The organism is Methylobacterium sp. J-088 (assembly GCF_022829295.1).
Lineage (GTDB): Bacteria > Pseudomonadota > Alphaproteobacteria > Rhizobiales > Beijerinckiaceae > Methylobacterium.
In genome coordinates this window covers 54,977-80,975 of record NZ_JAKSYH010000103.1, presented here as the reverse complement: position 1 = coordinate 80,975, position 25,999 = coordinate 54,977, and the positions used below count along the sequence as shown (strand labels likewise).

General features: G+C 64.4%; 24 protein-coding genes and 1 pseudogene. 21 read left to right on the top strand and 4 right to left on the bottom strand.

Features of this window, described 5'->3' with window-relative positions; all coding sequences use genetic code 11:
• Positions 1-370: 370 nt before the first annotated feature.
• A complete protein-coding gene (locus MKK63_RS11715; RefSeq protein WP_244001833.1) occupies positions 371-1,615 on the top strand; it encodes a hypothetical protein in 1,245 nt (414 codons plus the stop codon).
• 347 nt (positions 1,616-1,962) lie between these two features.
• A complete protein-coding gene (locus tag MKK63_RS11710) occupies positions 1,963-2,658 on the top strand; it encodes a hypothetical protein (protein ID WP_244001831.1) in 696 nt (231 codons plus the stop codon).
• Between the two features lie 812 nt (positions 2,659-3,470).
• Here MKK63_RS11710 and MKK63_RS11705 read toward each other — a convergent pair.
• Both MKK63_RS11705 and MKK63_RS11700 read right to left on the bottom strand, forming a co-directional pair.
• The gene (locus tag MKK63_RS11705; RefSeq protein ID WP_244001829.1) at positions 3,471-3,854 is read right to left on the bottom strand and encodes a hypothetical protein; all 384 of its coding nucleotides are present in this window, start codon (positions 3,852-3,854) and stop codon (positions 3,471-3,473) included.
• Between the two features lie 218 nt (positions 3,855-4,072).
• Complete coding sequence (locus MKK63_RS11700; protein WP_244001827.1) at positions 4,073-6,676, bottom strand: hypothetical protein; 2,604 nt, start codon at positions 6,674-6,676, stop codon at positions 4,073-4,075.
• Between the two features lie 841 nt (positions 6,677-7,517).
• On the opposite strand from MKK63_RS11700, the gene MKK63_RS11695 reads away from it, so the two are divergent.
• From MKK63_RS11695 to MKK63_RS11660, 8 genes are read left to right on the top strand one after another with little or no spacing between them, the layout of a single operon-like run.
• Complete coding sequence (locus tag MKK63_RS11695) at positions 7,518-8,540, top strand: ABC transporter substrate-binding protein (protein ID WP_244001825.1); 1,023 nt, start codon at positions 7,518-7,520, stop codon at positions 8,538-8,540.
• On the top strand, positions 8,537-9,292 hold the full coding sequence (locus tag MKK63_RS11690; protein ID WP_244001824.1) for a succinate dehydrogenase/fumarate reductase iron-sulfur subunit: 756 nt from the start codon (positions 8,537-8,539) through the stop codon (positions 9,290-9,292). The genes MKK63_RS11695 and MKK63_RS11690 overlap by 4 nt, the downstream gene beginning before the upstream one ends.
• Positions 9,289-9,618 (top strand): succinate dehydrogenase, encoded by a 330-nt coding sequence (locus MKK63_RS11685; RefSeq protein WP_244001821.1) that lies wholly within the window; start codon positions 9,289-9,291, stop codon positions 9,616-9,618. Before MKK63_RS11690 ends, MKK63_RS11685 begins: the two co-directional genes overlap by 4 nt.
• A gap of 8 nt (positions 9,619-9,626) precedes the next feature.
• The gene (locus tag MKK63_RS11680) at positions 9,627-9,968 is read left to right on the top strand and encodes a succinate dehydrogenase (RefSeq protein ID WP_244001819.1); all 342 of its coding nucleotides are present in this window, start codon (positions 9,627-9,629) and stop codon (positions 9,966-9,968) included.
• Positions 9,969-9,998: 30 nt separating this feature from the next.
• On the top strand, positions 9,999-10,871 hold the full coding sequence (locus MKK63_RS11675; RefSeq protein WP_244001817.1) for a fumarate hydratase: 873 nt from the start codon (positions 9,999-10,001) through the stop codon (positions 10,869-10,871).
• A gap of 10 nt (positions 10,872-10,881) precedes the next feature.
• Positions 10,882-11,493 (top strand): fumarate hydratase C-terminal domain-containing protein, encoded by a 612-nt coding sequence (locus MKK63_RS11670; protein ID WP_244001815.1) that lies wholly within the window; start codon positions 10,882-10,884, stop codon positions 11,491-11,493.
• Positions 11,490-13,214, top strand: a complete 1,725-nt coding sequence (locus MKK63_RS11665; RefSeq protein WP_244001813.1) for an L-aspartate oxidase — start codon at positions 11,490-11,492, stop codon at positions 13,212-13,214. The genes MKK63_RS11670 and MKK63_RS11665 overlap by 4 nt, the downstream gene beginning before the upstream one ends.
• A gap of 13 nt (positions 13,215-13,227) precedes the next feature.
• On the top strand, positions 13,228-14,850 hold the full coding sequence (locus tag MKK63_RS11660) for a thiamine pyrophosphate-binding protein (protein ID WP_244001811.1): 1,623 nt from the start codon (positions 13,228-13,230) through the stop codon (positions 14,848-14,850).
• Between the two features lie 114 nt (positions 14,851-14,964).
• Here MKK63_RS11660 and MKK63_RS11655 read toward each other — a convergent pair whose 3' ends face one another.
• Positions 14,965-15,540 carry a TetR/AcrR family transcriptional regulator gene (locus MKK63_RS11655; protein WP_244001809.1) on the bottom strand — a complete coding sequence of 192 codons (576 nt, stop codon included), beginning with the start codon at positions 15,538-15,540 and terminating at the stop codon, positions 14,965-14,967.
• 113 nt (positions 15,541-15,653) lie between these two features.
• Here MKK63_RS11655 and MKK63_RS11650 point away from each other — a divergent pair, with 113 nt between their 5' ends.
• From MKK63_RS11650 to MKK63_RS11640, 3 genes and pseudogenes are all read left to right on the top strand, one after another.
• On the top strand, positions 15,654-16,352 hold the full coding sequence (locus tag MKK63_RS11650; RefSeq protein ID WP_244001807.1) for a glutathione S-transferase family protein: 699 nt from the start codon (positions 15,654-15,656) through the stop codon (positions 16,350-16,352).
• A gap of 58 nt (positions 16,353-16,410) precedes the next feature.
• Positions 16,411-16,569, top strand: coding sequence for a tautomerase family protein (locus MKK63_RS11645; RefSeq protein WP_244001805.1), 159 nt, complete (start codon positions 16,411-16,413; stop codon positions 16,567-16,569).
• A gap of 12 nt (positions 16,570-16,581) precedes the next feature.
• Positions 16,582-16,785 (top strand): annotated as a pseudogene (locus MKK63_RS11640) (tautomerase family protein); the annotation flags it as partial.
• Positions 16,786-16,964: 179 nt separating this feature from the next.
• Here the strand turns inward: MKK63_RS11640 and MKK63_RS11635 are convergent.
• Entirely contained in the window at positions 16,965-17,711 is a 747-nt protein-coding gene (locus tag MKK63_RS11635) for a sulfite exporter TauE/SafE family protein (protein ID WP_244001801.1), read from the bottom strand.
• 474 nt (positions 17,712-18,185) lie between these two features.
• Between MKK63_RS11635 and MKK63_RS11630 the strand changes: the two genes are divergently transcribed.
• The 8 genes from MKK63_RS11630 to MKK63_RS11595 all read left to right on the top strand — a co-directional run bounded on the left by MKK63_RS11630 (position 18,186) and on the right by MKK63_RS11595 (position 25,867).
• A complete protein-coding gene (locus tag MKK63_RS11630) occupies positions 18,186-18,503 on the top strand; it encodes a UxaA family hydrolase (protein ID WP_244001799.1) in 318 nt (105 codons plus the stop codon).
• 7 nt (positions 18,504-18,510) lie between these two features.
• Positions 18,511-19,791, top strand: coding sequence for a UxaA family hydrolase (locus MKK63_RS11625; RefSeq protein ID WP_276081773.1), 1,281 nt, complete (start codon positions 18,511-18,513; stop codon positions 19,789-19,791).
• 58 nt (positions 19,792-19,849) lie between these two features.
• Positions 19,850-20,791: a hydroxyacid dehydrogenase gene (locus tag MKK63_RS11620; RefSeq protein WP_244001797.1), complete on the top strand. Its 942-nt coding sequence runs from the start codon at positions 19,850-19,852 to the stop codon at positions 20,789-20,791.
• A gap of 4 nt (positions 20,792-20,795) precedes the next feature.
• The gene (locus tag MKK63_RS11615; protein ID WP_244001795.1) at positions 20,796-21,785 is read left to right on the top strand and encodes an Ldh family oxidoreductase; all 990 of its coding nucleotides are present in this window, start codon (positions 20,796-20,798) and stop codon (positions 21,783-21,785) included.
• A 57-nt stretch (positions 21,786-21,842) separates the two neighbouring features.
• Positions 21,843-22,652, top strand: coding sequence for a GntR family transcriptional regulator (locus MKK63_RS11610; protein WP_244001793.1), 810 nt, complete (start codon positions 21,843-21,845; stop codon positions 22,650-22,652).
• Positions 22,653-22,934: 282 nt separating this feature from the next.
• Complete coding sequence (locus tag MKK63_RS11605; RefSeq protein ID WP_244001791.1) at positions 22,935-24,035, top strand: YeiH family protein; 1,101 nt, start codon at positions 22,935-22,937, stop codon at positions 24,033-24,035.
• Positions 24,036-24,099: 64 nt separating this feature from the next.
• Entirely contained in the window at positions 24,100-25,341 is a 1,242-nt protein-coding gene (gene soxC / locus MKK63_RS11600) for a sulfite dehydrogenase (protein ID WP_244001789.1), read from the top strand.
• Positions 25,328-25,867, top strand: a complete 540-nt coding sequence (locus MKK63_RS11595) for a c-type cytochrome (RefSeq protein ID WP_244001787.1) — start codon at positions 25,328-25,330, stop codon at positions 25,865-25,867. The genes soxC and MKK63_RS11595 overlap by 14 nt, the downstream gene beginning before the upstream one ends.
• Positions 25,868-25,999: the final 132 nt, after the last annotated feature.

Below are 25,999 nucleotides of genomic sequence, written 5' to 3'. Positions count from 1 at the left end.
TTGCCCGCACCCGTCTGACTCCCTTGCTATCCGTCTATGCACCTGAGGATCGATCTACGTTTCCTCCGGGATGACGGAGAACCGTGCAAGGGTTTCGAGGGCTATGGCGAAAACTGTTGTAGACTGTAAATCATAGAAACAAATGGATTCATTTCGCTGAAATCTGTCGACAGGTTCTCAGATTACAGATATGCTGGCCCACTCTTTGTATGACGCCATGGTCAGTCTTGCGCAGTCCTAAATTCCAGCTACCCATAAAACTAATAATCGTCACCAGGGCACAAAGCCAATTTATTAGCGGGGTGTGTTTTTTTGGCAATCGACGTACCAACCGGGATGTGATCTCCCTTTAATATTGTGGGAGGCCAATATGATAACAGCACTTGTTCGGACGGGAGCAGCCATCGTTTGTTCGCTTGCCTCAGGCTGTATCGGCGTCGGCCCCGCTTCGATCTCAAGTAATCGAGCTTACTACAATGACGTTCTGATTGACACAAATAATCAACAGCTTTTAAGAAACATCGTAAGAGTTTCCGTCCAGGAGCAACCGGCCTTTACCGATGTGGCTGAAATAAATGCTACAACGAGCGTTCAAACTAGCCCAATGGGAGGCGTCACGAACATAGGTGCGTTAGCGGGGTTTTTAGGAAGCGCTAGCAGTGGCCTTACATACAATGAGAGTCCGGTTGTGAAATATGTTCCTCTACAAGGAACCGCTCTTATTGCTCAATTCGGGAGTCCTTTTCCCGGATTAGCTATCGTCACATTGCAAAATACTGAATGGCCTCTATCGTCCATATTGGAATTTGTTGTAAATACACTTACCCCCTCTTATCTAGACAACTATAGAGCCGTTGATGCGCTAGTTGCTTTGAACAATCTTGGCGCTCTAGAAATTAATATCACCGATAATCCCGCTACTATAGTTATAAAATTCAAACCAAATGGAGTTATCTCCGATAGAACAATTGCAAAAAGTGGGAAACAAGATAGAACCATAGCGTGTCTCTATAAAAAGGGCGGATCGAGACCGGCAGATAGGTTGTGGACACAGTTGAGAGACATCTTCAAGCAACCATATCGAGATCATATTATAATATCATCTAATCAATCAATCAAAGGAAGTGCCGTATTCAAAACGAGGTCGGCACTAGGTGCCCTTAAGTTGGCGGATGCAAACGACTTCCTATTCACATCGCCCGAAATTGCTAGCCAAGTTCGTGAAGGGAATCTCAGATCTGACTGTTTCAATGAAAGCTATTATTATTTTACATCAGACACAGATCCAAATGATCCTGATAGAATCAACGCTCTTTGGTATGAAGACGCATCAAACGTATTCGGCATTGGGGGATTACAAGATAGTCGCGACACCGCTTATAAACTAGGGCATACTCGGACATTCATAATCATCGAACGTTCCGAGTATCCACCCGAAAACGCATACGTATCGATTCCTTATAAGGGTAAGTGGTATTCTATCAATAGCAGCGACAAGCTTTCGAAGCTGAACTTTTCTTTTCTAAATGAGCTTCTTACGCTTCAAGCGATTCCAGATCCTGGCAAGTTGACTCAAACGGTCATTCCTGTCGGTGGAGGACTTGCAGTCAAGTAGGATAGTTCGCGCCTGGACGGCTCTCTCAGGATGCAGCAGACCGTTCTCGCGATGCACGTCCTGCGGTTCGATCCTGGCATAGAGCCACGGTTCGACGGCGCCCCGAACAAGCGGCCATTGAGCCGTGCTCCAAGATCGGCGCCTATCGCGGTTCTGCCATAGCTGTTCGCACTGGAAGATAGCGGGCGTGAGGATCGACCTAGGATCCTCCGTGAGGTCAGTCGCACCGTTCTTAAGACGGGCCATGACGGTATGCCCGTACATCCGAGGATTATAACATGAACTGATCTTTTCGCCATGGTGGGCGAGGAGAAGCGTCGAAGTTCTGAGCAAGGGGTTTTCCAGAAATGAAATCAGAAAATAGAGCTAATTATATCGCCAGGCTAAGGAGACACGCACAATGGCTGGAGGAAAATAAGTCGGGAGAAAAATATGATTATACTGAATCTGATCGTCCATTCTGGCCGTTTGATGAATTCATATTCGACAGATTGCTTTCGATCGAAGAGAAGCTCGGCGAGTTGTCTGGTCGCCCGGCTGACTGTGCATTAGCGAGAAGCAATCCTGAACGTGAGGATGTAATTAATTTAGTAACGGGAATATCCGGCAACATTCAACGCGATCAAAAGTATATCGCGAAGCGAACTAGAAACACGGCTGGATTAACTATCTGTGATCCTTATTTTTTTCAATGGGGCGGGCCGAACAAGGTATTTAAGACAAAGACGCAATACGTCGACTATATTGTTAGCTTGGTGCCGCATGAGGTTAGATCGCTGACCTTGTTTTATCTTCCGGGTCCAGAACAAACTCTTTTCAATAGATTTAAGAAGATTGTTCACTCTCGCGGAGTTTCAGTCGCATACTATGAAACAAATGAAATCCATGACCGCGTGATAATCAACGACGAAGGCGAAGGAATGCTTCTAGGTACGTCTTTCAAAGGAATTGGAAACAAGATCGCGTTTGTACTTCCACTACCATCAGAAGACGTTGTCTTGTTTATGCAGGAGCTCGATCGAATCAAGACAGGCAGACCCTAACCCTCGCCGGACGCAACGAAAGGCGATCGAAAGGGGCCATGAAGCGTTAGGTGCCGATACAAGCAATCCTCAGGAGCAGTAAAGGGGAGTGATAGCCATTTGGTGCCCCTGAGGACCGATCTACGCTGCCTTTGAGGCTTATGGGACGGTGTGCGCGCGTTCAGTCCCATGCCAACATCTGTTCTGTACCCTAGTGCGTGAAGGGGCGTCGATTGGGGGCACCAGGGCCGGCTCACCATCTCTAAAGCCGATGATCCGTCTGGCCGATCCAAGGCCGCTACTGACGATCCTGAGCGATTCTATGGGCACGTGGGACCGACCCTGAACATAGACGGATCGTCCGATGAGCGCTTACGGACTGGTCGGGGCCGTTCCTGCCATTCCCGTTTTGGGAGGCGATCCGGGTGATATGATGCGGATGGGTTGGCCGTTAGCGTCCAATCCAGCTCGTGATTGCTGAGACAGCGGTAGGGCTCGCGTTGTCCGCTGATCCTGAACGCCTTGAGACCATGGCCCATACCCAATCCATAGGGCTGTAAGGCCCCATGAGACCAAGGCTAGTCCGGCGCATAAGGATAGCGTAGACCGAACTGTTGCCCGCACCCGTCTAACTCCCTTGCTATCGGTCTGTGCCCCGTGAGGATCGGTCTACGCTTCCTCAGGGGTTGAGTGGGCCGGTGCAAGGCTGTGGTCGGATCAGGATCTCCGGGTGGTATGCGACCGTCCATCAGCCTCGGAAGGGCCATGGACGATCCTGAGCGATCCTGTGGCCATGATACCGGGGACGTTTAGGTAGCGTCCCCGAGGCCAACCTATCCGTGGCAATGACATCCACAGCAGGGACAACCCATGAACTGCTCTTCCAGCCAATCCAACTGACTGATTGTCTGTGAACGTTCTATGGCAATGAGGTCGTGCGCTAGGGTTAGGGCGCCAGAGATGGTAGCGTGGTGACGTTGAAGCACATTCCCGCCATCGACCAGCATATCAGGTAGATCGGCGATGATCCCCTCAAGATAGAGCCTTGCCTGTTTGAATCCCGCCCCATCATCGCCATCGAACTGAAACGATAGATAGTTCGCTTCTTCGGATGCGCGGTAGAGAACGTTACGCAAAACGAACCTAGAATCGCAATCTTCTACGCTGGTTGCCTGAGCGAGAATTTCTTGAATCCGGTTGTAGTTTGGATCGAACACGGTATAATTAACTTTCTTAGCTTGATGTTTACGATTGTTGGTATATTCCGACTATTCAGATCGATATTTTTGTTGTTGGAATGCTCTGTCTGTTTGATAAACCTCCGATTTCTATATCCAGAAAGCAAACCCCGTGGACGGGTAAGGTCTACTACCCATCCAGTAGTCAGCTAGAACGAAATACTATCCTTCAAGAACAGCTACGCTATCCTCATTGTTTAAATTCTAGCCCGATATTTCACCATGTCATTCATCAAATGGTTGACTTGCTTATGCCGGTCACTTGGTGTATTGGCTGAGCTTGCCGCTAATCTCAGTTGGTCCCACATTAACTCTATAGGAAGATGCAGATCCCTCAGACGCTGATACAGGATCCACATCGCGTCATTGCCTTCGCCCGGTAGCGTTCCTACTAAGAACCATTCTCCCATCGCTTCCTCAAGTTCACGCCTCTGATGATCACTGAGCGCTCTGACCTCATCGACACAACTGTTATACGAGACGGTCGGCGGGTCAGGTTCCTCGATAGGCGGAAGGGATAGAAGCCACTTATTTACGTCTAGCGGTGCTCTCCCGGGACCTGAGTGATGGTTGAAGAAGCTCTGGCCTGATGGGGAACGACAAGGGAGATGAAAGAGGGAGTAGGGACCGATCTTGCTCATATCGATCCCGTGGTTCCTCAGGTTTCCCCCTACGCTGAAACGGTTGTTCTCGCTTGCGCTCCCACTCCCGTTCGGCTTCGCCGGTCCCTTGGTCTTTCGCTGATAACCGGCATCCTCAACAGTTTGAATGATGACCTGAATGATCGCCATGTACTCTTGAATCAGCATAGGGCGGGTAGTTGGAAAGTAGGCTCGATAACGAATATTGGTGAGTGAGTTACTGTGCGTTGAATAAGTTACCATTTGTAGATCACGAAATATCTCTGCAAGCTGTTCAGGAAGCAATTCAGAGTCGTCAAAATCGAGCATTAGTCCGGAAGCGAGCACGATATTCCTCTTACCTCGCTTTCCTTTCCCGACCCATAGTGGATTGTAAAACGCCGGAGACACTAGTGGGACGTCGCTTTTCTTTGGATATGACTTATTGCTTTCTCGTTTCAACCAATTGATATATTCGTTCTCTTTCTTGCATATGACCTTACCATCCTTCTTGTATAGATCACTGAACCAGCTGGATCTGTAATTGGCGACGAAATGATGTTGATTATATAAGGAACTATCGTCGACATCTGAGTCATGAAAGAAAGCGACGTTCTCAACCATGTTAACGCCGATTCGATCTATAAATTCGTCAATCTGTCTCGCTTTGTGTCTTGCTATCTTCTTCGAATGATTCTTCCTGTCTTTGTCACAAGCGAACAACCCTGGACGGCCAATGTTACCGGCTGAAGGCTGATTGAGCGCGAGCGAAATGCATGATGAACCTTCAAAGATCTGAGCCAACCATTCCGCATGGGCTTTAGACGGTACAACCCATATGCGTTCTCGGCTCATATCACCGTCACGCATCGATGTACGACTAATGGCTTGATATATATTGTGACAAGTAAATGATATTACTTGTCGGTCCCTATCAAACCCATATCGTTCAGCGAGAAATCGTCCGGCAACAGGGGCATAGTTCATTGCAGGAACAATAATAGCGTGATCGATATCCCTATATTTGTTTAGACCATGCGAGCGTCCGGGTATGATTTCTCCATTCTTCGACTTTGAAAGGACGCTAGTGTTTTTAATGTCGTTATTTTCAAGTTGGATATGTTGCCTTGGACCTATGACCTTTTCCGCCGATGCGATAAAATTGTTATACCAATCCATGTTTCCATTGCGGAATGCTTTCGAGTAATTTCTGTCCAGACCCCAATAGATTTTTGTTTTGTCATATCCAGCATGATGCACGAATCTGAGTCGGTTGGTGAGTTCAACGTCCTGCCTCCACGTTACCCCTTCCTGCTCCCAAAGATGATAGTGCAAGCTTTCTTCGAACCGTGCGGAGAAGACAGTTACACCACCAAATTTTTCGACAACATTAGGAAGCAAGACAGAGATACAGTTCAGTCTCTGTCTCTTTCCGTTCCTTTCGATGAGCTTTCTGTAATTTTCACCCAAGGTATAACTTTTGTAGTAGGGGTTTGTGATACGCTCAGCGACTCCCTTTATAATCTCTCTCAGGGCATCCCTATTCCTGTTTTCTACAATCGAAATCAGTGCGGTATCATTGTCCGACACAAGACGCGCATATGGGGTCCGATCCTCGACTGTTCTGAGATGAGTAGTGATCGACTGATGGCTGTCATGTAGATTGAGTTCAGTTGGATGAAACGCATCCAATGTTTCATCTATGAAGCAATGCCAATCATGAAGGTTTAAATCTGGCGGTAAGTTCAACAGTGTGGCGTGACAGATGACAACGACACGTCCTGATCCGGGCGTCTCATCTAATAAGGCTCTTTCGACAGCGATTCGAATTGGACTGCTACTGTCTGTTCTCTCACGCTTCGAATGGTAGACTTCCAGAGGCAATCCAGGGAATCGCGAACTAAAACGGATCTGAAATTCGTCACAGGCGTCTATGGAAGGGCAGACTACCAGTGATTTACGATCTTTCAGAAATCGACCCCGGGCTTCTTCTATTATCACGCCGGTCTTATCACTGGATGTTGGACCAGTTACGAAATTTAATAGCATATTCGACTTTTGAAATGAGCGCACAAGATGACGGCCCCGCCTTATCGGAGCGTTGATGATGAGCGGCAATGTTGAAATAGGCTCAGACAATCGTCCAAGCCGCGGATCTACCTGAGTCCAATCATCAGGCATTGGGGTTAAACTACACAGCTTTTAACACTTTGTCAATATATTGGAAGTTGTAATTTAATCAACCCTAGATTTTTGTTTTGTATAACTGTTATTTTCCGTGTCATTCAGAAATTTGAGGCGGTCGATCTCTTGCGACTGACATATGTGTGCTGTTGACGTAAACCCTCAGGTGACCACAGGGCGGCTACCTTTCACCACCCCCTAACTCGTATGGTCTTCGAAAAGCGTCAGATAACCGATGGCCATAGGTTAGGCTTGACGATGCCACAAAACTCTACCACAAACGGTATCGAGGTTGTCGTTCTAGAAGCGACCTGTCACTGTAATCGACGGTAAATGTGCGGTGGTTATACCGTAAATCGGGAGTTCGATCCTCTCCACCGGCACCAATCGGACTCCGGCAGACCCCCGGTCCCTTCCCATCCCGCCCGCCGATGCGCAGCGGCGACCGCGCATTGAGCCGAACCTCGTGCTGTGACCGGACGCCAGCCGACATCCGGTCGGGTGACGATGCACGGCACATGATCATGCCACCGGGGCATCCGCCCGTGCGCGGAGATGACGCTGTGGGTCTCCGGCAAAGGGGTATCGTCGGTGCAGGCACGACGGCTCCAGGCACGCGCGATGCCGAGGGTGTGGCGTATCCTGTTTCAAGCCAGGTCCGCTCCGGCTTCAATCAGTCCTACAAATGATAGATTATCGCCGCCGCTTGCAGTCTCAAGCGCCTTCGAGCAAGTCATATATATGACATAGGAGCATTGACAGGCACGACCGGGAGCGTATCCTCGGTCCGACGCCGACGGCTCGGCCAAGATCGGCGCGCAGACGGGTAGGAACCGCCATGACGGCACGGGGCATGATCCGGCTCGTCGGGACGCTCGCGGCCCTGTGGGGAGCGCTAGGCGCCGCCCAGGCCGAGGTCTCGACCGTGCGGCTCGCCAAGCAGTTCGGGATCTCCTACCTGCCGCTCACCGTGATGGAGGAGCAGGGCCTGCTGGAGAAGCAGGCCAAGCAGCGCGGCCTCGACATCAAGGCCGAGTGGCTGCGCTTCACCGGCGGCTCGGGGATGAACGAGGCCCTGCTGTCCGGCAATCTCGATCTCGCCTCCGGCGGTGTCGGCCCGTTCCTGACGATCTGGGGCCGGACGCAGGGCAATCTGAAGGTCAAGGGCGTGTCGGCGCTGAACGCCATGCCGCTGTGGCTGGTGACCACCAATCCAGCCGTCACGTCGATCAAGGATTTCGGGCCCCAGGACAAGATAGCCCTGCCGACCGCCAAGACCTCGATCCAGGCCATCACCTTGCAGATGGCCGCCGAGAAGGCGTTCGGCCCCGGCCAGCAGGGCAAGCTCGATCCGCTCACCGTCTCGATGGGGCATCCGGACGCGCAGACTGCCATGATGGGCGGCCGCTCCGAGATCACGGCCCATTTCGGCTCACCGCCCTTCCAGGAGATGGAGCTGAAGGACCCGCGCGCCCGCAAGGTGCTCGACAGCTACGACGTCATGGGCGGCCCCCACACCTTCAACCTCGTCTGGGCGACCAGCCGGTTCGTCACAGACAACCCCACGGTCACGGCGGCCTTCAGGGCGGCGCTGGAGGAGAGCCTCGCACTGATCCGCGATGACCCGGCCCGGGCCGCGGCGCTCTGGATCAAGGCGGAGGGGGCGAAGATTTCGCCCGCGGAGGCCGTGGCGATCATCCGCGCGCCGCAGAACGCCTGGACCACCAAGCCCGAGCGGATGCTCGCCTACCTCGCCTACATGAACCGCGCCGGTCTGGTCTCCGCCACGGCCTCCAGCGAGAGCGAGCTGTTCTTCCCCGATCCGAACGCGAGCGGCGCCCCGAAGGCGATCACGCGGTGACGGCGCGCGTCGATCACGCCGCCGTCGGGCCGGGTGCGACCGGGGCCTTGCGGGTGCGTGTCCGGCGGGGGGAGACTGTCGCGGAGTTCGTGGTGCCGCGCCGCGCCAACCAGACCGTGCTCGACGTCGTCACCGAGATCCAGCGCGATCAGGACCCGACCCTCGCCTACCGCTTCGCCTGCCGGGTCGGCATGTGCGGCTCCTGCGGGATGACGGTGAACGGGCGCCCGCGCTGGACCTGCCGCACCCGGGTCGCCACCGTGGCGCCGGACGGGGAGCTGCTGCTGGAGCCCCTGCGCAACCTGCCGGTGGTGAAGGACCTCGCGGTCGACATGGAGCCCTTCTTCGAGAAGTGGCGCCGGGCCCACGGCTTCTTCGAGCCGGGCGAGAACCCGCCCGACGACTTCGTGGCGGTCGCGCCGGATTCACCCGCACGCCAGGAGGTCGATGCCGGCATCGAATGCATCGCTTGCGGCGTCTGCTACGCGGCCTGCGATCTGGTGACGTGGAACCCCGATTACCTCGGACCGGCGGCCCTCAACCGGGCCTGGACGCTGGTCAACGACGTGCGCGACCGCGACCGGGACGGGCGGCTCGCCGCGGTGGCGGGCGATGCCGGCTGCCATTCCTGCCACAGCCACATGAGCTGCACCGAGCATTGCCCGAAGGGCTTAAGTCCGACCTTCGCGATCGCCGGCCTGAAGCGCGAGACCGGCAAGGCGGCGCTGCGCCGGTTCTGGAGGCGCGGATGAGCCCGCTCCTGTACCTCGCCCAGCGGGGCACCGCGGCGATCCTCGCGGTCACGGTGGCGGTCCATCTCGGCACGATCCTCTACGCGGTGCGCGGGGGGCTCACGGCCGGGGAGATCCTGGGCCGGACGCAGGGGAACCTCGCCTTCCTGGTGTTCTACGCGGTCTTCGTCCTGGCCGCCGCGATCCACGCCCCGATCGGCCTGCGCAGCATCCTGCGCGAGTGGACGCGCTGGCGCGGTCGCTTCCTCGATCTCAGCATGATCGCGCTCTCAGGCCTGCTCGCCGGGCTCGGCCTGCGGGCGGCGCTGGCGGTGTACGGGGCATGACGCGCAGGATGGTCCGCACGTCCCTCCGCCGGCCGGGCTACGCCGCCGCCCTGATCCATCGCCTCTCAGGGATCGCCCTGGCGCTGTTCCTGCCGATGCACTTCATCGCGCTCGGGACCGCGCTGCAGGGCGCCGACCGGTTCGAGAGCTTCCTCGGCCTGACCCAGAACGGCTTCGTCCGCACCGGCGAATGGGGCCTCGTCTGTGCGCTCGCCGTCCACATGGCGCTGGGGCTGCGGGTGCTCGCCATCGAGTGGCTGCGCTACCGCGAGCCCACCGCCCGCGTCGTCTCGGGCTGCCTCGCCACCGCCTTCGCGGTCGGCCTCCTGTTCCTCCTCAGCGGGGCCTGATCCCCCGCCCCTCGCCAGCGGAGCCCCGCCATGGATCTCGACATCCGCGAATTCGAGGCCGTCTGCCGCGACCTCTATGTCCGCGCCCTGAAGATCCTGCCGCCCGACATCAAGGCGGGCTTCGCCGAACTGCGGCGGTCCGAGACCAGCGCCACCGGCCGCGCCATCCTCGACACGATGGTGGAGAACGTCGCGGTCGCCGAGCGCACGAAGAACATCCTCTGCCAGGATACCGGCATCCCGATCTACAACGTCGTCATCGGCGCCGACGTGCGCGTCGACGGCGCCGCGCTCAAGGCCGCGATCCGGCGCGGCTGCGAGCGGGCGACCAAGGAGTTCTCCTTACGCTCCTCGGTGGTCCACCCGATCACCCGCCAGAACGCGCAGACCTCCTGCGGCATCCGGGTGCCGATCATCCATATCGATTTCGACGACCGGCCCGAGACCCTGGCGGTCGAGATGATCCCGAAGGGTTCGGGGTCGGAGAACGGCTCGTTCCTGCAGATGCTGCTGCCCTCGGACGGGATCGGCGCGGCCAAGCGCTTCGTCATCGACCGGGTGATCGAACTGGGCGGCCGGGTCTGCCCGCCGACCATCGTGGGGGTCGGACTCGGCGGCACCTCGGACCTGTGCATGCACCTCGCCAAGGTGGCGGCGACCCGGCCGCTGCGCTCCGTCTGCGCCGATCCCGAGGGCGCCCGGATCGAGGCCGATCTGTCCCGCGCCGTGAACGCGCTCGGCATCGGCCCGCAGGGGCTGGGCGGACGTTCCACCAGCTTCGCCGTCCATGTCGAGCTCGCCGCGACCCACATCACCCAGAACCCGGTCGCCGTGAACATCCAGTGCCACTCGGCCCGCCGCGCCCGTGCGACGATCACGCCGGGCGGCATCGCGTTCGATTGAGGAGCACCCCGTGGCCCACCACGTCCTCGACATGCCGGCCACTGAGCCCGAGATCCGGGCGCTCCGGATCGGCGACACCGTCACCCTGCGGCGCTGGCTGTTCGGCATCCGCGACGCGACCCTGATCCACATGTTCGACCGGGACCGCCGCACCCGGCTCGACCTGAACGGCCACGCGGTGATCCACACCGCGCCGAACGTCCACCGCGTCCCGGTCTCGAACGCGGCGCCGGTCGGCTACGCGCCGTTCTGCATCGGCACCACCACGTCGATGCGCATGGAGCGCTTCACCGACGCCCTGATGGAACGCGAGGGCGTACGCCTCATCGTCGGCAAGGGCGGCATGGGCCCGGCGACCCTCGACGCCTTCGCCAAACGCGGCGGCGCCTATCTGGCGATCGTCGGCGGCGCGGCGGCGCTGGAGACCACCTGGATCGAGACGATCGTGGACGTCGATCTCGACGATCTTCACCCCGAGAGCCTGTGGCACTTCGCGATCCGCGATTTCGGGCCGCTGCTGGTCGGCATAGATTCGCATGGCGGCTCGCTCTTCGCCGAGGTGCAGCGCGACGTGGCCGCCCGGCGCGACGCCGTCATCGCCTCCCTGGAAGACGCCCGATGAGCCCCGAGCCGGTCGAGACCGACATCCTGATCCTCGGCTCCGGCGGGGCCGGGCTGTTCGCGGCGCTCCACGCCAAGAAGGTCGCGCCCGACCTCGACGTCACGATCGCCGTGAAGGGGCTCCTCGGCAAGTGCGGCTGCACCCGCATGGTCCAGGGCGGCTACAACGTGGCGCTGGCGCCGGGCGACTCGGTCGAGCGGCACTTCATGGACACGATCGAGGGCGGCAAGTGGCTGAACGACCAGGCGCTGGCCTGGACGCTGGTCACCGAGGCGCAGGTGCGGATCCGCGAGCTGGAGACCGAGCTCGGCTGCTTCTTCGACCGGAACCCGGACGGCAGCGTCCACCAGAAGGCGTTTGCCGGCCAGACCTTCGACCGGACGGTGCACAAGGGCGACCTCACCGGCATCGAGATCATCAACCGCCTGGCCGAGCAGGTCTGGCGCCGGGACGTGCGCCGCCTGGAGGATCACCGCGCCCTGGAGCTGATCCCGGCCCGGGACGGCTCGGGGCTCGCCGGCGTGCTGATGCTCGACATGCGCACCGGCGCGCCGAAGCTGGTGCGGGCCAGGGCCGTGCTGCTCGCCACCGGCGGCGGGCCGACCATGTACAAGTACCACACGCCGTCGGGCGACAAGTCCTGCGACGGACTCGCCATGGCGTTGCGCGCCGGGCTGCCGTTGCGCGACATGGAGATGGTGCAGTTCCACCCGACCGGGCTGCTCGCCGGCGCCGGCACCCGCATGACCGGGACGGTGCTTGAGGAGGGCCTGCGCGGCGCGGGCGGCTGGCTCCTCGATGCCACCGGCCAGCGCTTCATGGAGGCCTACGACCCGCGGGCCGAGCGCGCGACCCGGGACGTGGTCAGCCGCTCGATCATGCGGCGGCTGCGCGAGGGCTTCGGCACCCCGAGCGGCGGCGTCCACATCCGGATGAGCCACCTCGGCCCCGAGGACGTGCGCCGCCGGTTCAAGGGCATGGTCGAGCGCTGCGCCGATTGCGGCTTCGATCTCGCGGGGGGGCTCGTCGAGGTCATCCCCACGGCCCATTACATGATGGGCGGCATCCAGTTCGCGGTCGACGGCACCACCGCTCTGCCGCGCCTCTTCGCGGCCGGCGAGGATACCGGCGGCGTCCACGGGGCGAACCGGCTGGGCGGCAACGGGGTGGCGAACTCCACGGTGTTCGGGGGGCTGGCCGGCCAATCCATGGCCCGCGCCGTGCGGCGCGAGGGTTCTTTCGCCGACCCGGACCCCACGGCCATCGAGGCGGGCCTCGCCCGCGCCTACGGCCCGCTCGGCCGGCCGGGCGGGTCGCTGCCGGAGATCCGCGAGGCGCTCTACGAGACGATGTGGGCCGATGTCGGTATCCTGCGGGACGCGGCCGGCCTGACCCGGGCGCTCGCCACCCTCGACGGGCTCTCCGACGCGGTCGCCCGCGCCGGCGCGCCGGACGGCGACCGCCGCTACGCGCTGACCTGGATGGACCGCCTGAACCTCGAGAACCTCGTCCTGGTCTCGCAGGCGGTCGCCCGGGCGGCCCTCGCCCGCACCGACAGCCGCGGCGCCCATTTCCGCGAGGATTTCCCGGAGGCCTCGGATCTCGCGACCTCGCACTACACAGTGGTGCGCCAGCGCAGCGGGGCGCTCGACCTCGCGATGGAGCCGGTGCACTTCACGCATGTGCGGCCCGGCGGCTCGCTCCTCGACGCTGCCGCTTGAGGAGAGCCCGTCCATGCAGACCCTGCGCGGTGCCGACATCGTCGCCCGGACCCTGGAGGCGCTCGGCGTCACCCGGATCTTCACCCTGTCGGGCAACCACATCATGCCGGTCTTCGACGCGCTGCTGGAGACCGGGATCGCCCTCGTCCATACCCGGCACGAGGCGGCCTGCGTCCACATGGCCGACGCCTGGGGCCGGCTGACCGGCGAGGTCGGGGTCGCGCTGGTCACGGGTGGACAGGGCCACACCAACGGCGCGGCGGCGCTCACCACGGCACTGGCGGCGGAGTCGCCGGTGCTGCTGCTCTCCGGCCATGCGGGCCTGTCCGAACTCGGGCGCGGCGCCTTCCAGGAGCTGGCCCAGGCCGACATCGCCCGGCCGATGACCAAGGCCGCCTGGACCGCCGGTTCGGTCGCGGCGCTGGCCCCCGATCTTGCCCGCGCCGTCCGGATCGCCCGCGAGGGGCGGCCCGGCCCGGTCCATCTCAGCCTGCCGATCGATCTGCTGGAGACGGCCGTCCCCGCCGCCTCGGTCCGGATCCCGGACCGGGCGGCGGCCGCGATCCAGCTTGCCGAGCCGGCGCCGGATCTCGTGGCCGATCTGCTCGCCGCCCTCGACGGCGCGGAACGCCCCCTCGTCGCCTGCGGGCCCGCCCTGTGCGACGCCTCCGGCCGGGCCGCCATGGCGGCGCTGGCGGAAACCCTCGGCCTGCCGGTCGTCGGCATGGAGAGCCCGCGCGGGATCAACGATCCGGCGCTCGGCGCCTTCGCCGAAATCCTGGCGCGGGCCGACCTCCTCGTCCTCCTCGGCAAGCCGCTCGACTTCACCCTGCGCTTCGGCGCGGCGCCCGCCCTCGCGCCCGATTGCCGCTTCGCCATCGTCGATCCCGATCCGACGCTCCTTGCCCGCGCTCCAGCCGAGCGGCTCGCCGTTGCGGGCCTCGCCGATCCGCGGCCGGTGCTGGCGACTCTGACGGCCCGAGGAGGCCCGCGCCGCCGGGACGCGTGGCACGCCGAGGCGCGGGCCGCCCTCGCCCACCGGCCGGCCGGCTGGGCGGATCTACGTGGGAAGGACGGGAACCTGCACCCGGTGGAGTTGTGCCGCGCGGTCGACGCCTTCCTGGAACACCATCGGGACGGCACGCTGATCTGCGACGGCGGCGAGATCGGCCAATGGCCGCAGGCCCTCGTCGGCGCCGGGCGCCGGCTGATCAACGGCGTCTCGGGGACGATCGGCGCGTCGATCCCCTTCGCGATCGCGGCCGCGCTGGAGCGCCCCGGCGCCCCCGTGGTCGCGGTCCTGGGCGACGGCACCTTCGGCTTCCACATGGCCGAGTTCGACACCGCCGTGCGCTACGGCATCCCGTTCATCGCGGTGGTCGGCAACGACGCGCGCTGGAACGCCGAGCACCAGATCCAGTTGCGCAGCTACGGCTCCGAACGGACGCGCCACTGTGACCTGCTCCCGACCCGCTACGACGCGGTGGTCCAGGCGCTCGGCGGCTTCGGGGCGCTGGTGACCGGGGCCGCCGACCTCCCGGCGGCGCTGGAGGCGGCCCATGCCAGCGGATTGCCGGCCTGCATCAACGTGATGATCGCGAGCGTGCCGGCGCCCATGATCCGTCGGGCCGGCTGAGGTCTGACCTCTATCAGCTTGGCCTTGGTGATGTCCGGGAAGGGTGGATTGCCGCCTGACCGCTCACGGTGGGCGAAGCATAGAAGCAGACTTTGTTTGCGTGCGTGCTTTAGATCAGTTCGGCAAGAGTCCCGCCTCCTGATAGCTCCTGACCAACGCGTCGAACAGATTTATGTCCGAACGGCTTCGAGCGATGATCTGAGCTCCGGCTACAGCAGCATAGATGGCACGGGCTCTCGTCTCCCCGTCCTTCGGCTCAACGTGTTTTGCAGCAACAAGCTGCTCGCTGAGCCAGGCCGTATTAACGTCTGCAAAAGACTGGACCTCCTTCAGAACCTGCTCAGGCAACGCGTCATACTCTGTCGCCATGAAGCTGCTGAGGCACATGCGATTGTTGTGCTCCAGGGAGAGGCGAAAAATGCTGGGGTATTGCCGCAGCGCTTCCATCGGGCTTTGCGCATCCGTTGAGATAGCTTCAAGATCGCGGGCAATGTCTTCCCAATAGCGGCGCGCGACGGCCTCGCCGAGGATGGCCTTGTTGGCGAAGTAGTAGGTGATGCTGGCGGCCTTGATGCCAACGGCCTCCGCGAGGTCGCGGAAATTGATGCCGCCGTAGCCATAAGCCATCGCGGCTTCCCGCGCGGCCACGAGGATCGCCTCACGCACATCCCTCTTCAACGTCGCTGCCATTCTCGACCTCCACCTGTCATATGGCAGACAGGGGTTGACGGCACAAGAGATTGCCCCTAGCTTGCTGTCTGTCATATGGCAGACAGGCTAAATTTCAGGGAAGCGAGACCACGATGTCCGACAAGCTGAAGCTCTTCACCTCCCCCTCGGCTTTCCCGAACCCGCAACGCCTGCGGATCTTCATGCACGAGAAGGGCATCGCCGGTCACTTCGACGAGACGGTCTACGACATGTCACCGGTCGGCGAGCAACGGGGTTGGAAGCACCTGAAAATGAACGCTTGGGGCGAGACACCGACCCTCGCGCTCGCCGACGGCTCTTACCTGAGCGAGACCTCCGCCATCGCCCGCTACCTCGACGACACGTTCGAAGGCCGCAAGATCATGGGCGAGACGGCGCACGAGCGTGGCCTCGATCAGATGTGGGACAATCGGGTGTGGGTGCACATCCTCTATCCCATCGTCACGGCATTCCATGTCCTGCATCAGGGCCTGGGCCCGAAGCTCGAACTGACCAGCAATCCAGCCTGGGGCGAGCACTCCCGCAAGGTGGCACTGGCGCATGCCGGCTTGGTCGATCGGCATCTCTCCGACGGCCGCGCGTGGCTGCTGGGAGGCGATCAGCCGACGTTCTCGGACATCACGTTGGCGACGGCCATCGCGTTCTCCAAGTTCCCGGTGAACGCCACGCCGCTCGATGAGCGTTTCGAGCATCTCGATGCCTTCTGGCAGCGCTGGCAGTCTCGGCCGACCTTCATCGCCGCCTATGCGGACAGGAGCAGCGGCGTGCCGGAGATCGACAACCGGACGTGAGCGCCGAGCGGTCGGTCCCGGCCGGGGTCCGACCGCAATCCCGCCCGAGGAGGTCATCATGCCTTTTGCACGTATCGATTTGATCCAGGGGAAAAGCCCCGCGTACCGCGCTGCCGTGGCGGACATCGTCTATCGAGGCATCGTCGACATCCTCGAAGCGCCCGATGGCGACCGCTTCGTCGTGATCGGCGAGCACGAAGCGGATAACCTTGTATAGGATCCGCAATTTCTTGGCTTCAGGCGGTCTCCGGACTTCATTTTGATCCAAGTCACGAGCACCATCGGAAACAAGAAGGACACCAAGTTCGCCTTCTACCGTTCTGTTGCCGACGCACTGAAATCTAAATTGGGGATCCGACCTGACGACATCATGATCAACATGGTCTTTGTCGACAAGGAGGATTGGTCGTTCGGTGATGGTCAGCCGTGGTAACGCCGCCGGATATCACCTTGGCCCACAAGTGCAGGGACGCCGATTCATGACCGCTTTGGGGAAGCGCCGACGGTCATCGTAACGGCCGGCATGGCTCGATAGCAGCCATCTCACGCGCAAGCTGATCGGGTTCAGACCCCAGACGCTGGCCTCCGAAACAGGCATCGGTCCGCCCGCGCTCAGCCAGGCAGCAGACCGGGCAGCGCCAGCGCGGTGGTGGTGAGCCCGATCGCCGCGAGCAGCGCGAGGACCACGGTGCGGAAGCGCTGCTGGTCGATCCGGGCGAACAGCGCGAGCCCGGCCAGCACGCTCACCAGCACCACCAGCAGCGCCAAAGCGAGATCGCCGACGAGGTCGGGCGGGATCGGGTCGAGGGCGACGAGGATCGCCAGCGCCCAGACCTGCATCACCAGGGTGAAGGACTGGTAGACCGCCCGCTGGGTGCGGGGCTCCCAGCCGCGTACGAGGCTCCAGGCCGTCGGCAGGGCGCCGGACAGGCCCGCGATGCCGCCCAGCACCCCGCCCAGGAAGCCGATCGCGCCGTCGCTCCAGCGATTGCCGAACCCCACCCGGTACTCGGCGCGCAGCAGACTGACGCCCCCGCTGTAGACCACCAGGAAGGCGCCGATGGCGATCTTGATGTGGCGCGGATCGAGATCGTGCAGCAGGTGGATGCCGATCGGCGCGCCGACGAGGCCGGGCAGGATCATCGCGGACGCGGTGCCCCGCGGCGGCCAGGTCCGCAGCCGCAGGATCGAGATCACCTGCGCCAGGATGCTGCAGACGAGTACCAGCGCGGTCGCCTCGACGGGCGTGCGGATCGAGAGCAGCGTGCCGGAGGCGATCAGCGCGAACGCGAAGCCCGTCAGCCCCGAGACCAGGCCGGCACAGCCGACGCAGAGGACGAGGAGGAGCGTGTCGTTCACCGGGCGCGCCCTGCCCGGCCGATGGCAAACGCCTGGGCAACCGCCATCCTCATCCTCCCGTCCGGCGCCCCGCCGGGGCGGGCTCCTTTTGTCTATATCTTATATAAGACTTGGCGTGCGAGGCAAGCTGCGAGCGTCGTGCCCTGTTTCTGGGGAAGTACCCCGACGGACCCGCGCTGGTGGCGTCAGTCGCGTGCTGGACAGGCTGTCCGGATCTGCCGCGCGCGCGCCCCGCCTCTTAAAGCTTTCAGACCCACACAGTGTGGGCCGCGATACGGTTGCAGAATACGGCGCGGGTCCCCTCTCCCGCACGGTAGAGGAGGCACGTCGCGCCTTGCAGGGCCGGGTGCCCCGAGCCCCGAACCAATGAAATCACCGCCGCCGCACAATCGGTCGTTGACGCCCAGCATCTGATAAGTCTTATATAAGATACGTCGCCACCCAGAAGCCGACCACCACCATCAGGAGGACCGCATGAGCAGCCACGCCGCGTCCGGCGAGGGGCACCGCAAGCCGCATCTTCTCGCCCATTCCCCCCAGGACAACGTCGCCGTCGCGGTGATCGAGGGCCTGAGCGCCAACACCGACGCCTTCGGGGTGATCACCGAGAACGACACCACCTTCGCGGTCCAGGTCCGCCACGACATCCCGATCGGCCACAAGGTGGCACTCACCGACCTGAAGGCCGGCGACACCACCATCAAGTACGGCCAGGACATCGGCAAGGTCATCCAGGACGTCGCCAAGGGCGAGCACGTCCACGTTCACAACGTCAAAACGAAGCGCTGGTGAGGTGACGATGTTTAGGCAAGCCGCTCCGCTCGAACACGAGATCGCCAGCCCCTTCGTCGGCGGCGCCCCCGATCAACTCGCCACGAAGGCGCTCGCGACCACGCGCGCCTCGGAGACCTACACGTCCGCCACCTTCATGGGCTGGCGCCGGGAGAACGGCCGGGTCGGCGTGCGCAACCACGTCGTGCTCCTGCCGCTCGACGATCTCTCCAACGCCGCCTGCGAGGCCGTCGCCAACACCATAAAGGGCACGATGGCGCTGCCCCACGCCTACGGCCGGCTCCAGTTCGGTGAGGATCTGGACCTCCACTTCCGCACCCTGATCGGCATCGGCTCGAATCCGAACGTCGCCGCCGTCGTGGTGATCGGCATCGAGGACCAGTGGACCAACCGCGTGGTCGAGGGGATTGCCAGGACGGGCAAGCCCGTCGTCGGCTTCGGCATCGAGGGCCACGGCGACATCGCGATCGTCGCCACGGCGAGCTACCAAGCCAAGCGCTTCGTGCAATGGGCGACCGAGCTCCAGCGCGAGGAATGCCCGATCGCCGACCTGTGGGTCTCCACCAAGTGCGGCGAGTCCGACACCACCACCGGCCTCGCCTCCTGCCCCACCGTCGGCAACATGTACGACAAGCTGATCCCCCACGGGATCTACGGGGTGTTCGGCGAGACCTCGGAGATCACCGGCGCCGAGCACCTCTGCCGCGAGCGGGCGATCAGCCCGGATATCGCCGACAAATGGTACACGATGTGGAAGGCCTACCAGGACGACGTGATCGAGGCCCACAAGACCGACGACCTGTCCGACTCGCAGCCGACCAAGGGCAACATCGTGGGCGGTCTCACCACGATCGAGGAGAAGGCGCTCGGGAACCTGGAAAAGATCGGCCATGAGTGCCGGTTCATCGACGCGCTGCAGCCCGCGGAGGCGCCCGCCAAGGGGCCGGGCCTCTACTTCATGGACACGTCCTCGGCGGCGGCCGAGTGTGTCACCCTGATGGCGGCGGCCGGCTACGTGGTCCACACCTTCCCGACCGGCCAGGGCAACGTGATCGGCAACCCGATCGTCCCGGTGATCAAGATCACGGGCAATCCCCGCACCGTGCGCACCATGGGCGAGCATATCGACGTCGACGTCTCGGGTGTGCTCAGCCGCGAGATGACCATCCCGCAGGCCGGCGATGCGCTGATCGATATGGTGGTGCGCACCGCCAACGGCCGGCTCACGGCGGCCGAATCCCTCGGCCACCGGGAATTCGTGATGACGAAGCTCTACCGTAGCGCCTGACGCCGAGCCCGGCGCCCGCGCGACGGGCGCCGGACCGACAGGGGAACGAGGAGAGACCATGCCCAAGGTCGTCATCAGCGAGTTCATGGACGAGGCGGCGATCGCCGAGGACCTTGCCGGCTTCGACACCCTGTACGATCCCGGGCTGGTCGACCGGCCGGACGCGCTGGCGGCGGCGCTGGCCGGCGCCGACGCGCTGATCGTGCGCAACCGGACCCGGGTGCGCGGCGCCCTGCTGGAAGCCGCGCGGGATCTCAAGGTGGTGGGCCGCCTCGGGGTCGGGCTCGACAATATCGACGTGGCAGCCTGCCGGGAGCGGGGCATCGCGGTCTACCCGGCGACCGGCGCCAATGACGGGGCGGTAGCCGAATACGTCGTGGCCACCGCGATGCTGCTGCTGCGCGGCGCCTACGGGGCGACGGCGCGCGTCGCCGCCGGCACGTGGCCGCGCAACGCCCTGATGGGCCGCGAGATCGCCGGCCGGCACCTCGGCCTCCTCGGGTTCGGCTCGATTGCCCGGGAGACCGCCCGCCGGGCCGCGGCTCTGGGGATGAAGGTCGCGGCCCATGATCCGTTCGTCGATCCCGGGGATCCCGCCTGGAGCCCGGACCACGGCCCGGTCCGGAACCGGGATCTCGATGCCCTCATCGCCGGAAGCGACGTGCTGTCCCTGCACGTGCCGCTCACCGACGAGACCCGCGGCCTGATCGACGCGGCCGCCCTCGCCCGAATGCCGAAGGGCGCGATCCTGATCAACGCGGCGCGGGGCGGAATCGTGGACGAGGCGGCCGTCGCGGACGCGCTGCGCGCCGGCCATCTCGGCGGCGCGGCGCTGGACGTGTTCGACCGCGAGCCCCTCGACGCGCAGGCCGGCGCCGTCTTCGCCGACGTGCCGAACCTGATCCTGACGCCGCACATCGCCGGGGTGACCCAGGAGTCGAACGTGCGCGTCTCGTCCGTCACGGCGCAGGCCGTGCGCCGCCACCTGACGGAGCGCTGAGCCGATGCCGGCCCTGCCCCTGCCGGAGGCCGAGGATCTGGCCGCCCAGGCGCTGATCCGCTGCGGCACCGCCGGGGCCGCCGCGCGGAGCGTCGCCCGGGCGCTGGTCGGCGCCGAGGCGGACGGCTTGAAGGGCCACGGCCTGTCGCGGGTCGCGCCCTACGGTGCACAGGTGCGGGCCGGCAAGATCGCGGGCGATGCGGTCCCCCGGGCGGACCAGCCGCGGCCGGGCCTGCTCGCCATCGATGCCGCCCACGGCTTCGCCTACCCGGCCCTCGACCTCGCCCTGGAGGCGCTGCCCGGCCTCGCCCACAGCCAAGGAATCGCGGCGGCCGGCCTCCGCCGCTCGCACCATTGTGGCGCGGCCGGGCGGCCGGTGGAGGCCCTGGCCGAGCAGGGCTGCGTCGCGCTGCTCGTCGCCAACACGCCGGCCGCCATGGCGCCCTGGGGCGGGCGGCAGGCGGTGTTCGGCACCAACCCTCTGGCCTTCGCCTGCCCGCTGCCGGGCCGGGCGCCAATCGTGATCGACCTCGCCCTGTCGAAGGTCGCCCGGGCCAACATCGTCGGGGCGGCCAAAAACGGTGCGCCGATCCCCGAGGGGTGGGCCCTCGACGCCGAGGGGCGCCCGACCACGGATGCCAGGGCCGCCCTCGACGGCACGATGGTTCCGCTCGGCGACGCCAAGGGTACGGCGCTGGCCCTGATGGTCGAGTTGCTGGCCGCCGGGCTCGTCGGCGCGCGCTTTGCAGGGGAGGCCTCGTCGTTCCTCGACGCCGCGGGCGACCCGCCCGGCACCGGCCAGCTGATCATCGCCCTCGACGCGGCGGCGCTCAGCCCGGACGCGCCGGAGCGCTTCGCGGTGCTGGCCGCGGCGATCGAGGCGCAGGACGGGGCCCGGCTGCCGGGCAGCCGCCGGCTGGCCCTGCGTCGCCGGGCCGCCGAGGCGGGGCTCGAAGTCGCCGATGCGCTTTTGGCCGAGATCCGGGCCCTGTAAGGCGGAGCGCCCGTATTGCCCCGCTCGGCGGGCCGACGTAAGCGAGAGGAGGGCGCGGTGCTGGACACAACCTTCGACGCTCTGCCCGCAGATGGGGCTCAGCGTCGTCACACGATGGAACGGTCAGGCGAAGGGCAGGCAGGTGCGGGACGCCCCGGCGGCGTTGGCTTCCGGCCACTGTACCGACAGGTCTACGACACGCTGCTGAAGCGCCTCGCCGACGCGGTCTGGCAGCCCGGCCAGATGCTGCCGAGCGAGGGGCAGCTCGCCGCCGAACTCGGCGTCAGCCAGGGCACGGTGCGCAAGGCCCTCGATGCGCTGACCGCCGACAGCCTGCTGGTGCGCCGCCAGGGCCGCGGTACCTTCGTGGCCGACCACGACGACAAGCAGAGCGTCTTCCGCTTCCTGAAGCTGCGCCCGGACAATGACGGGGTCGGCCTGCCGACGAGCCGTGTCACCGGGATCGCGGAGGCCGCCGCCAGCGCCGACGAGCGCGGGCGGCTCGACCTCGTGCGCACCGCCCGGGTGGTGCGGATCGAGCGCGTGCGCGCCGTCGATGCGCGGCTCTGCGTGGCCGAGACGATCAGCGTGCCCGCAGCGCTGTTCCCGGGCATCACCGACCTCGCGCTGCCCAACACGCTCTACAGCCTGTACGCGACCCGCTATGGCATCACGATCGCGACCGCCAACGAGCGGTTGAAGGCAGTGGCTTTGGGCGCCCGCGAGGCGGAGCTGCTGCAGGCCCCGGCCGGCGCCCCCGCCCTGGAGATCGACCGTATCGCGATCGACCTGGAGGAGCGCCCGGTGGAATGGCGCCTCTCGACCTGCCTGACGCAGGAGGTCCACTACCTGTCGGTCCTGCGGTGACCGGGGCTGGCGCGCTCCCCGGAGCTACCACGCGCCCTCCCTCCCCCCTCTGCGGGGGAGGGTGGCCCGACGGGCGCTCTCTGCGTCGGCAGGGGTCGGGTCGGGACGAAGTCCCGCAAGGGGGGAGCGCCGGTTCAGGAAGGAACACCGCCCTTCATGCAGGTTGCGCCCCGTTCGGAAACCGGGTTCCCCTCTCCCGACCCCCTTTGGGGGCCACCCTCCCCCGCAGAGGGGGGAGGGAGATGCACGGAGCCGACCGCCTGTTCTCCGGGAGCGACCGTCATGAGCGCTGACGCCTCCTCGAAAACACCCTCCAGCGCGGCCGCATCCCGCCCGGCTGCCGGGTCCGGCCTCGGCACCGCGCACCTGCCCGGCATCGGCCTGTGCGCGGCGATCACCGCCGTGGCGATGGCCGCGCAGGCGCTGGAGGAGCGGGCGACCGGCCATCCCTACGTCGAGGCCCTGGTGCTCGCGATCCTGCTCGGCATCGCGGTGCGCACCGCCTGGACGCCGGACGCGCGCTTCCGCACCGGCATCGCGTTCTCGGCCAAGCAGCTCCTCGAGGTCGCCGTGGTGCTGCTCGGCGCCTCGCTGAGCCTCGGGGCGATCCTCGCCTCCGGCCCGGCGCTGCTGGCCGGCATCGTCGGTACCGTGGTGATCGGCATCGCGGCGAGCGTGGCGATCTGCCGGACGCTCGGCCTGCCGGCCCGGATGGCGATCCTGGTGGCCTGCGGCAACGCCATCTGCGGCAACTCGGCGATTGCCGCGGTGGCCCCCGTCATCGGTGCCGAGCCGAAGGACATCGCCGCCGCGATCGCGTTCACGGCCGTCCTCGGCGTGCTGATGGTGCTCGGCCTGCCGCTGTTCGTGCCGCTGGCGGGCCTGAGCGACAATCAGTACGGCGTGCTCGCGGGCCTCACGGTCTACGCCGTGCCGCAGGTGCTGGCCGCCACCGTGCCGGTGAGCCTGCTCTCGACCCAGGTCGGTACCCTGGTGAAGCTCGTGCGCGTGCTGATGCTCGGCCCCGTGGTGGTGGCGTTCTCGCTGATCGCCCCCCGGCTGCCGCAGGCGGCCACCGACCCCTCCGGCCCCCGTCCCGCGCCGGCCCGGCCCGGGCTGACCAAGCTGGTGCCGTGGTTCATCCTCGGCTTCCTGGCGCTCGCCACCCTGCGCTCGCTGGGTCTCGTGCCGGACGCCGCCGTGAAGCCGCTGACCCAGCTCGCGGGCGTGCTCACGATCCTGTCCATGGCGGCGCTCGGCCTCGGCGTCGATGTCCGCGTGCTGGCCCGGGTGGGCGGCCGCGTGACCCTGGCGGTCACCGCCTCGCTCGCCGTCCTCGTCGCGGTGAGCCTCTGCCTCATCCACGGGCTCGCGATCCGGTAGGCGCCGGCTGGCCGACCCAGTATCCTCCCCCGGGGGGCCGACCGAGCGACTGGAGCGACGAGCGATGACGCGCGATTCCGACGATCCGCCGGCCCGGCGGCGCTTCCTCGTCCAGGGCGCGGCCGCGGCGGCGGCCCTCGTGGGCGGACGCGCCCGGGCGGAGGAGGCGGCGCCCCCCGCCATCCCGGACGGGATGAAGTCCCCCGGCGCCGATGTCGGCAGCCAGACCTACGGCACGCCCTCGCGCTTCGAGGCGGACGTGATCCGCAACGTGCCCAAGGGCCTCAAGCAGTACACCTCCGCGTCGAGCCGCACGCCGCTCCAGGAGCTCGACGGCATCCTGACGCCGAACGGCCTGTTCTACGAGCGCCACCACGGCGGCATCCCCGACATCGACCCCGCCCGGCACCGGCTGATGATCCACGGGCTCGTCGAGACGCCGCTGATCCTGACGATGGACGACATCCGCCGCTTCCCGTCGGAATCGCACATCTACTTCCTCGAATGCTCGGGCAATCCGGGCTTCGAGGCGATCAAGGGCAAGACGGCCTCGGACCTCGTCGGCCTCGTCAGCTGCGCCGAGTGGACCGGCGTGCGCCTCGCCACGGTGTTGCGCGAGGCCGGGCTCAAGCCGGAGGCGCAATGGGTCGTGGCCGAGGGGGCCGACGCCGCCGCCCTCACCCGCAGCATCCCGATCGACAAGTGCCTGGACGACGCGCTGCTGGTCTACAGCCAGAACGGCGAACGGCTGCGACCGCAGCAGGGCTACCCGCTGCGGGTGCTCCTGCCCGGCTTCGAGGGCAACATGAACGTGAAATGGCTGCGCCGCCTCAACGTGACGGCGGAGCCGGCCTATTCCCGCGAGGAGACGTCGAAGTACACGGATTCCATGCCGGACGGCACGGCGCGGCAATTCACCTTCCTGATGGAGGCGAAGTCGATCATCACCCGGCCCTCCGGCACCCAGCGGATCGCCCCCGGCTTCCACGAGATCAGCGGCATTGCCTGGACCGGGCGCGGCAAGATCCGGGGCGTGCAGGTCACGACCGACGGGGGCCGGACCTGGCAGGACGCGGCGCTGCAGGAGCCGGTCCTGACCCGGGCGCTGACACGCTTCCGCCTGCCCTGGACCTGGGACGGCCAGCCAACGACCATCATGAGCCGGGCGGTCGACGAGACCGGCTACGTGCAGCCGAGCTTTTCGGATCTGACCGCCGTGCGCGGGCTTAAGTCCTTCTACCACAACAATGCGACCGTGCCCTGGCGCATCGCGGGCAGCGGCGAGGTGAGCAATGGCTACGCGTAACACCCGCGTGCTCGCGGCTGCATTGCTCCTGCTGGGCTCCGTCGGCGCGGGGCGGGCCGCGGAGCGCTACGGCATCGGCCGGGCCGCCACCGCGGCCGAGATCGCCGCCTGGGACATCGACATCGACCGCGACGGCCGGAAGCTGCCCCCGGGCAGCGGCAGCGTCGCCCACGGCCGGGACGTGTTCGCGGCGCAGTGCGCGTCCTGCCACGGGGCCCGCGGCGAGGGCGGGATCGGCGATCCGCTGGTCGGCGGCCGGGGCAGCCTGGCCTCGGCCAAGCCGCTCAAGACGGTCGGCAGCTTCTGGCCCTACGCGCCGACCCTGTTCGACTACATCCGCCGGGCCATGCCGATGAACGCCCCGGAATCCCTCAGCACCGACGACGTGTATGCGGTCTCGGCCTACATCCTGAACCTGAACGGTCTCGTGCCGGACGAGGCGGTGCTCGACGCCCAGGCGCTGGCCGCGGTGCGGATGCCGAACCGCGACGGCTTCGTCCCGGATCCCCGGCCGGACGTCCGCTGACGGGGGGCTGTGACTCCTGGGCGCTTATCGAGAGCGCTGGCCAGCACCCGACGCCCCTCCCTCGCCCCTCTGCGGGCTTGCGGATTCACACAACGCCGGATGGCTTGAGCGCCGGCGTAGGGACGGAGAACC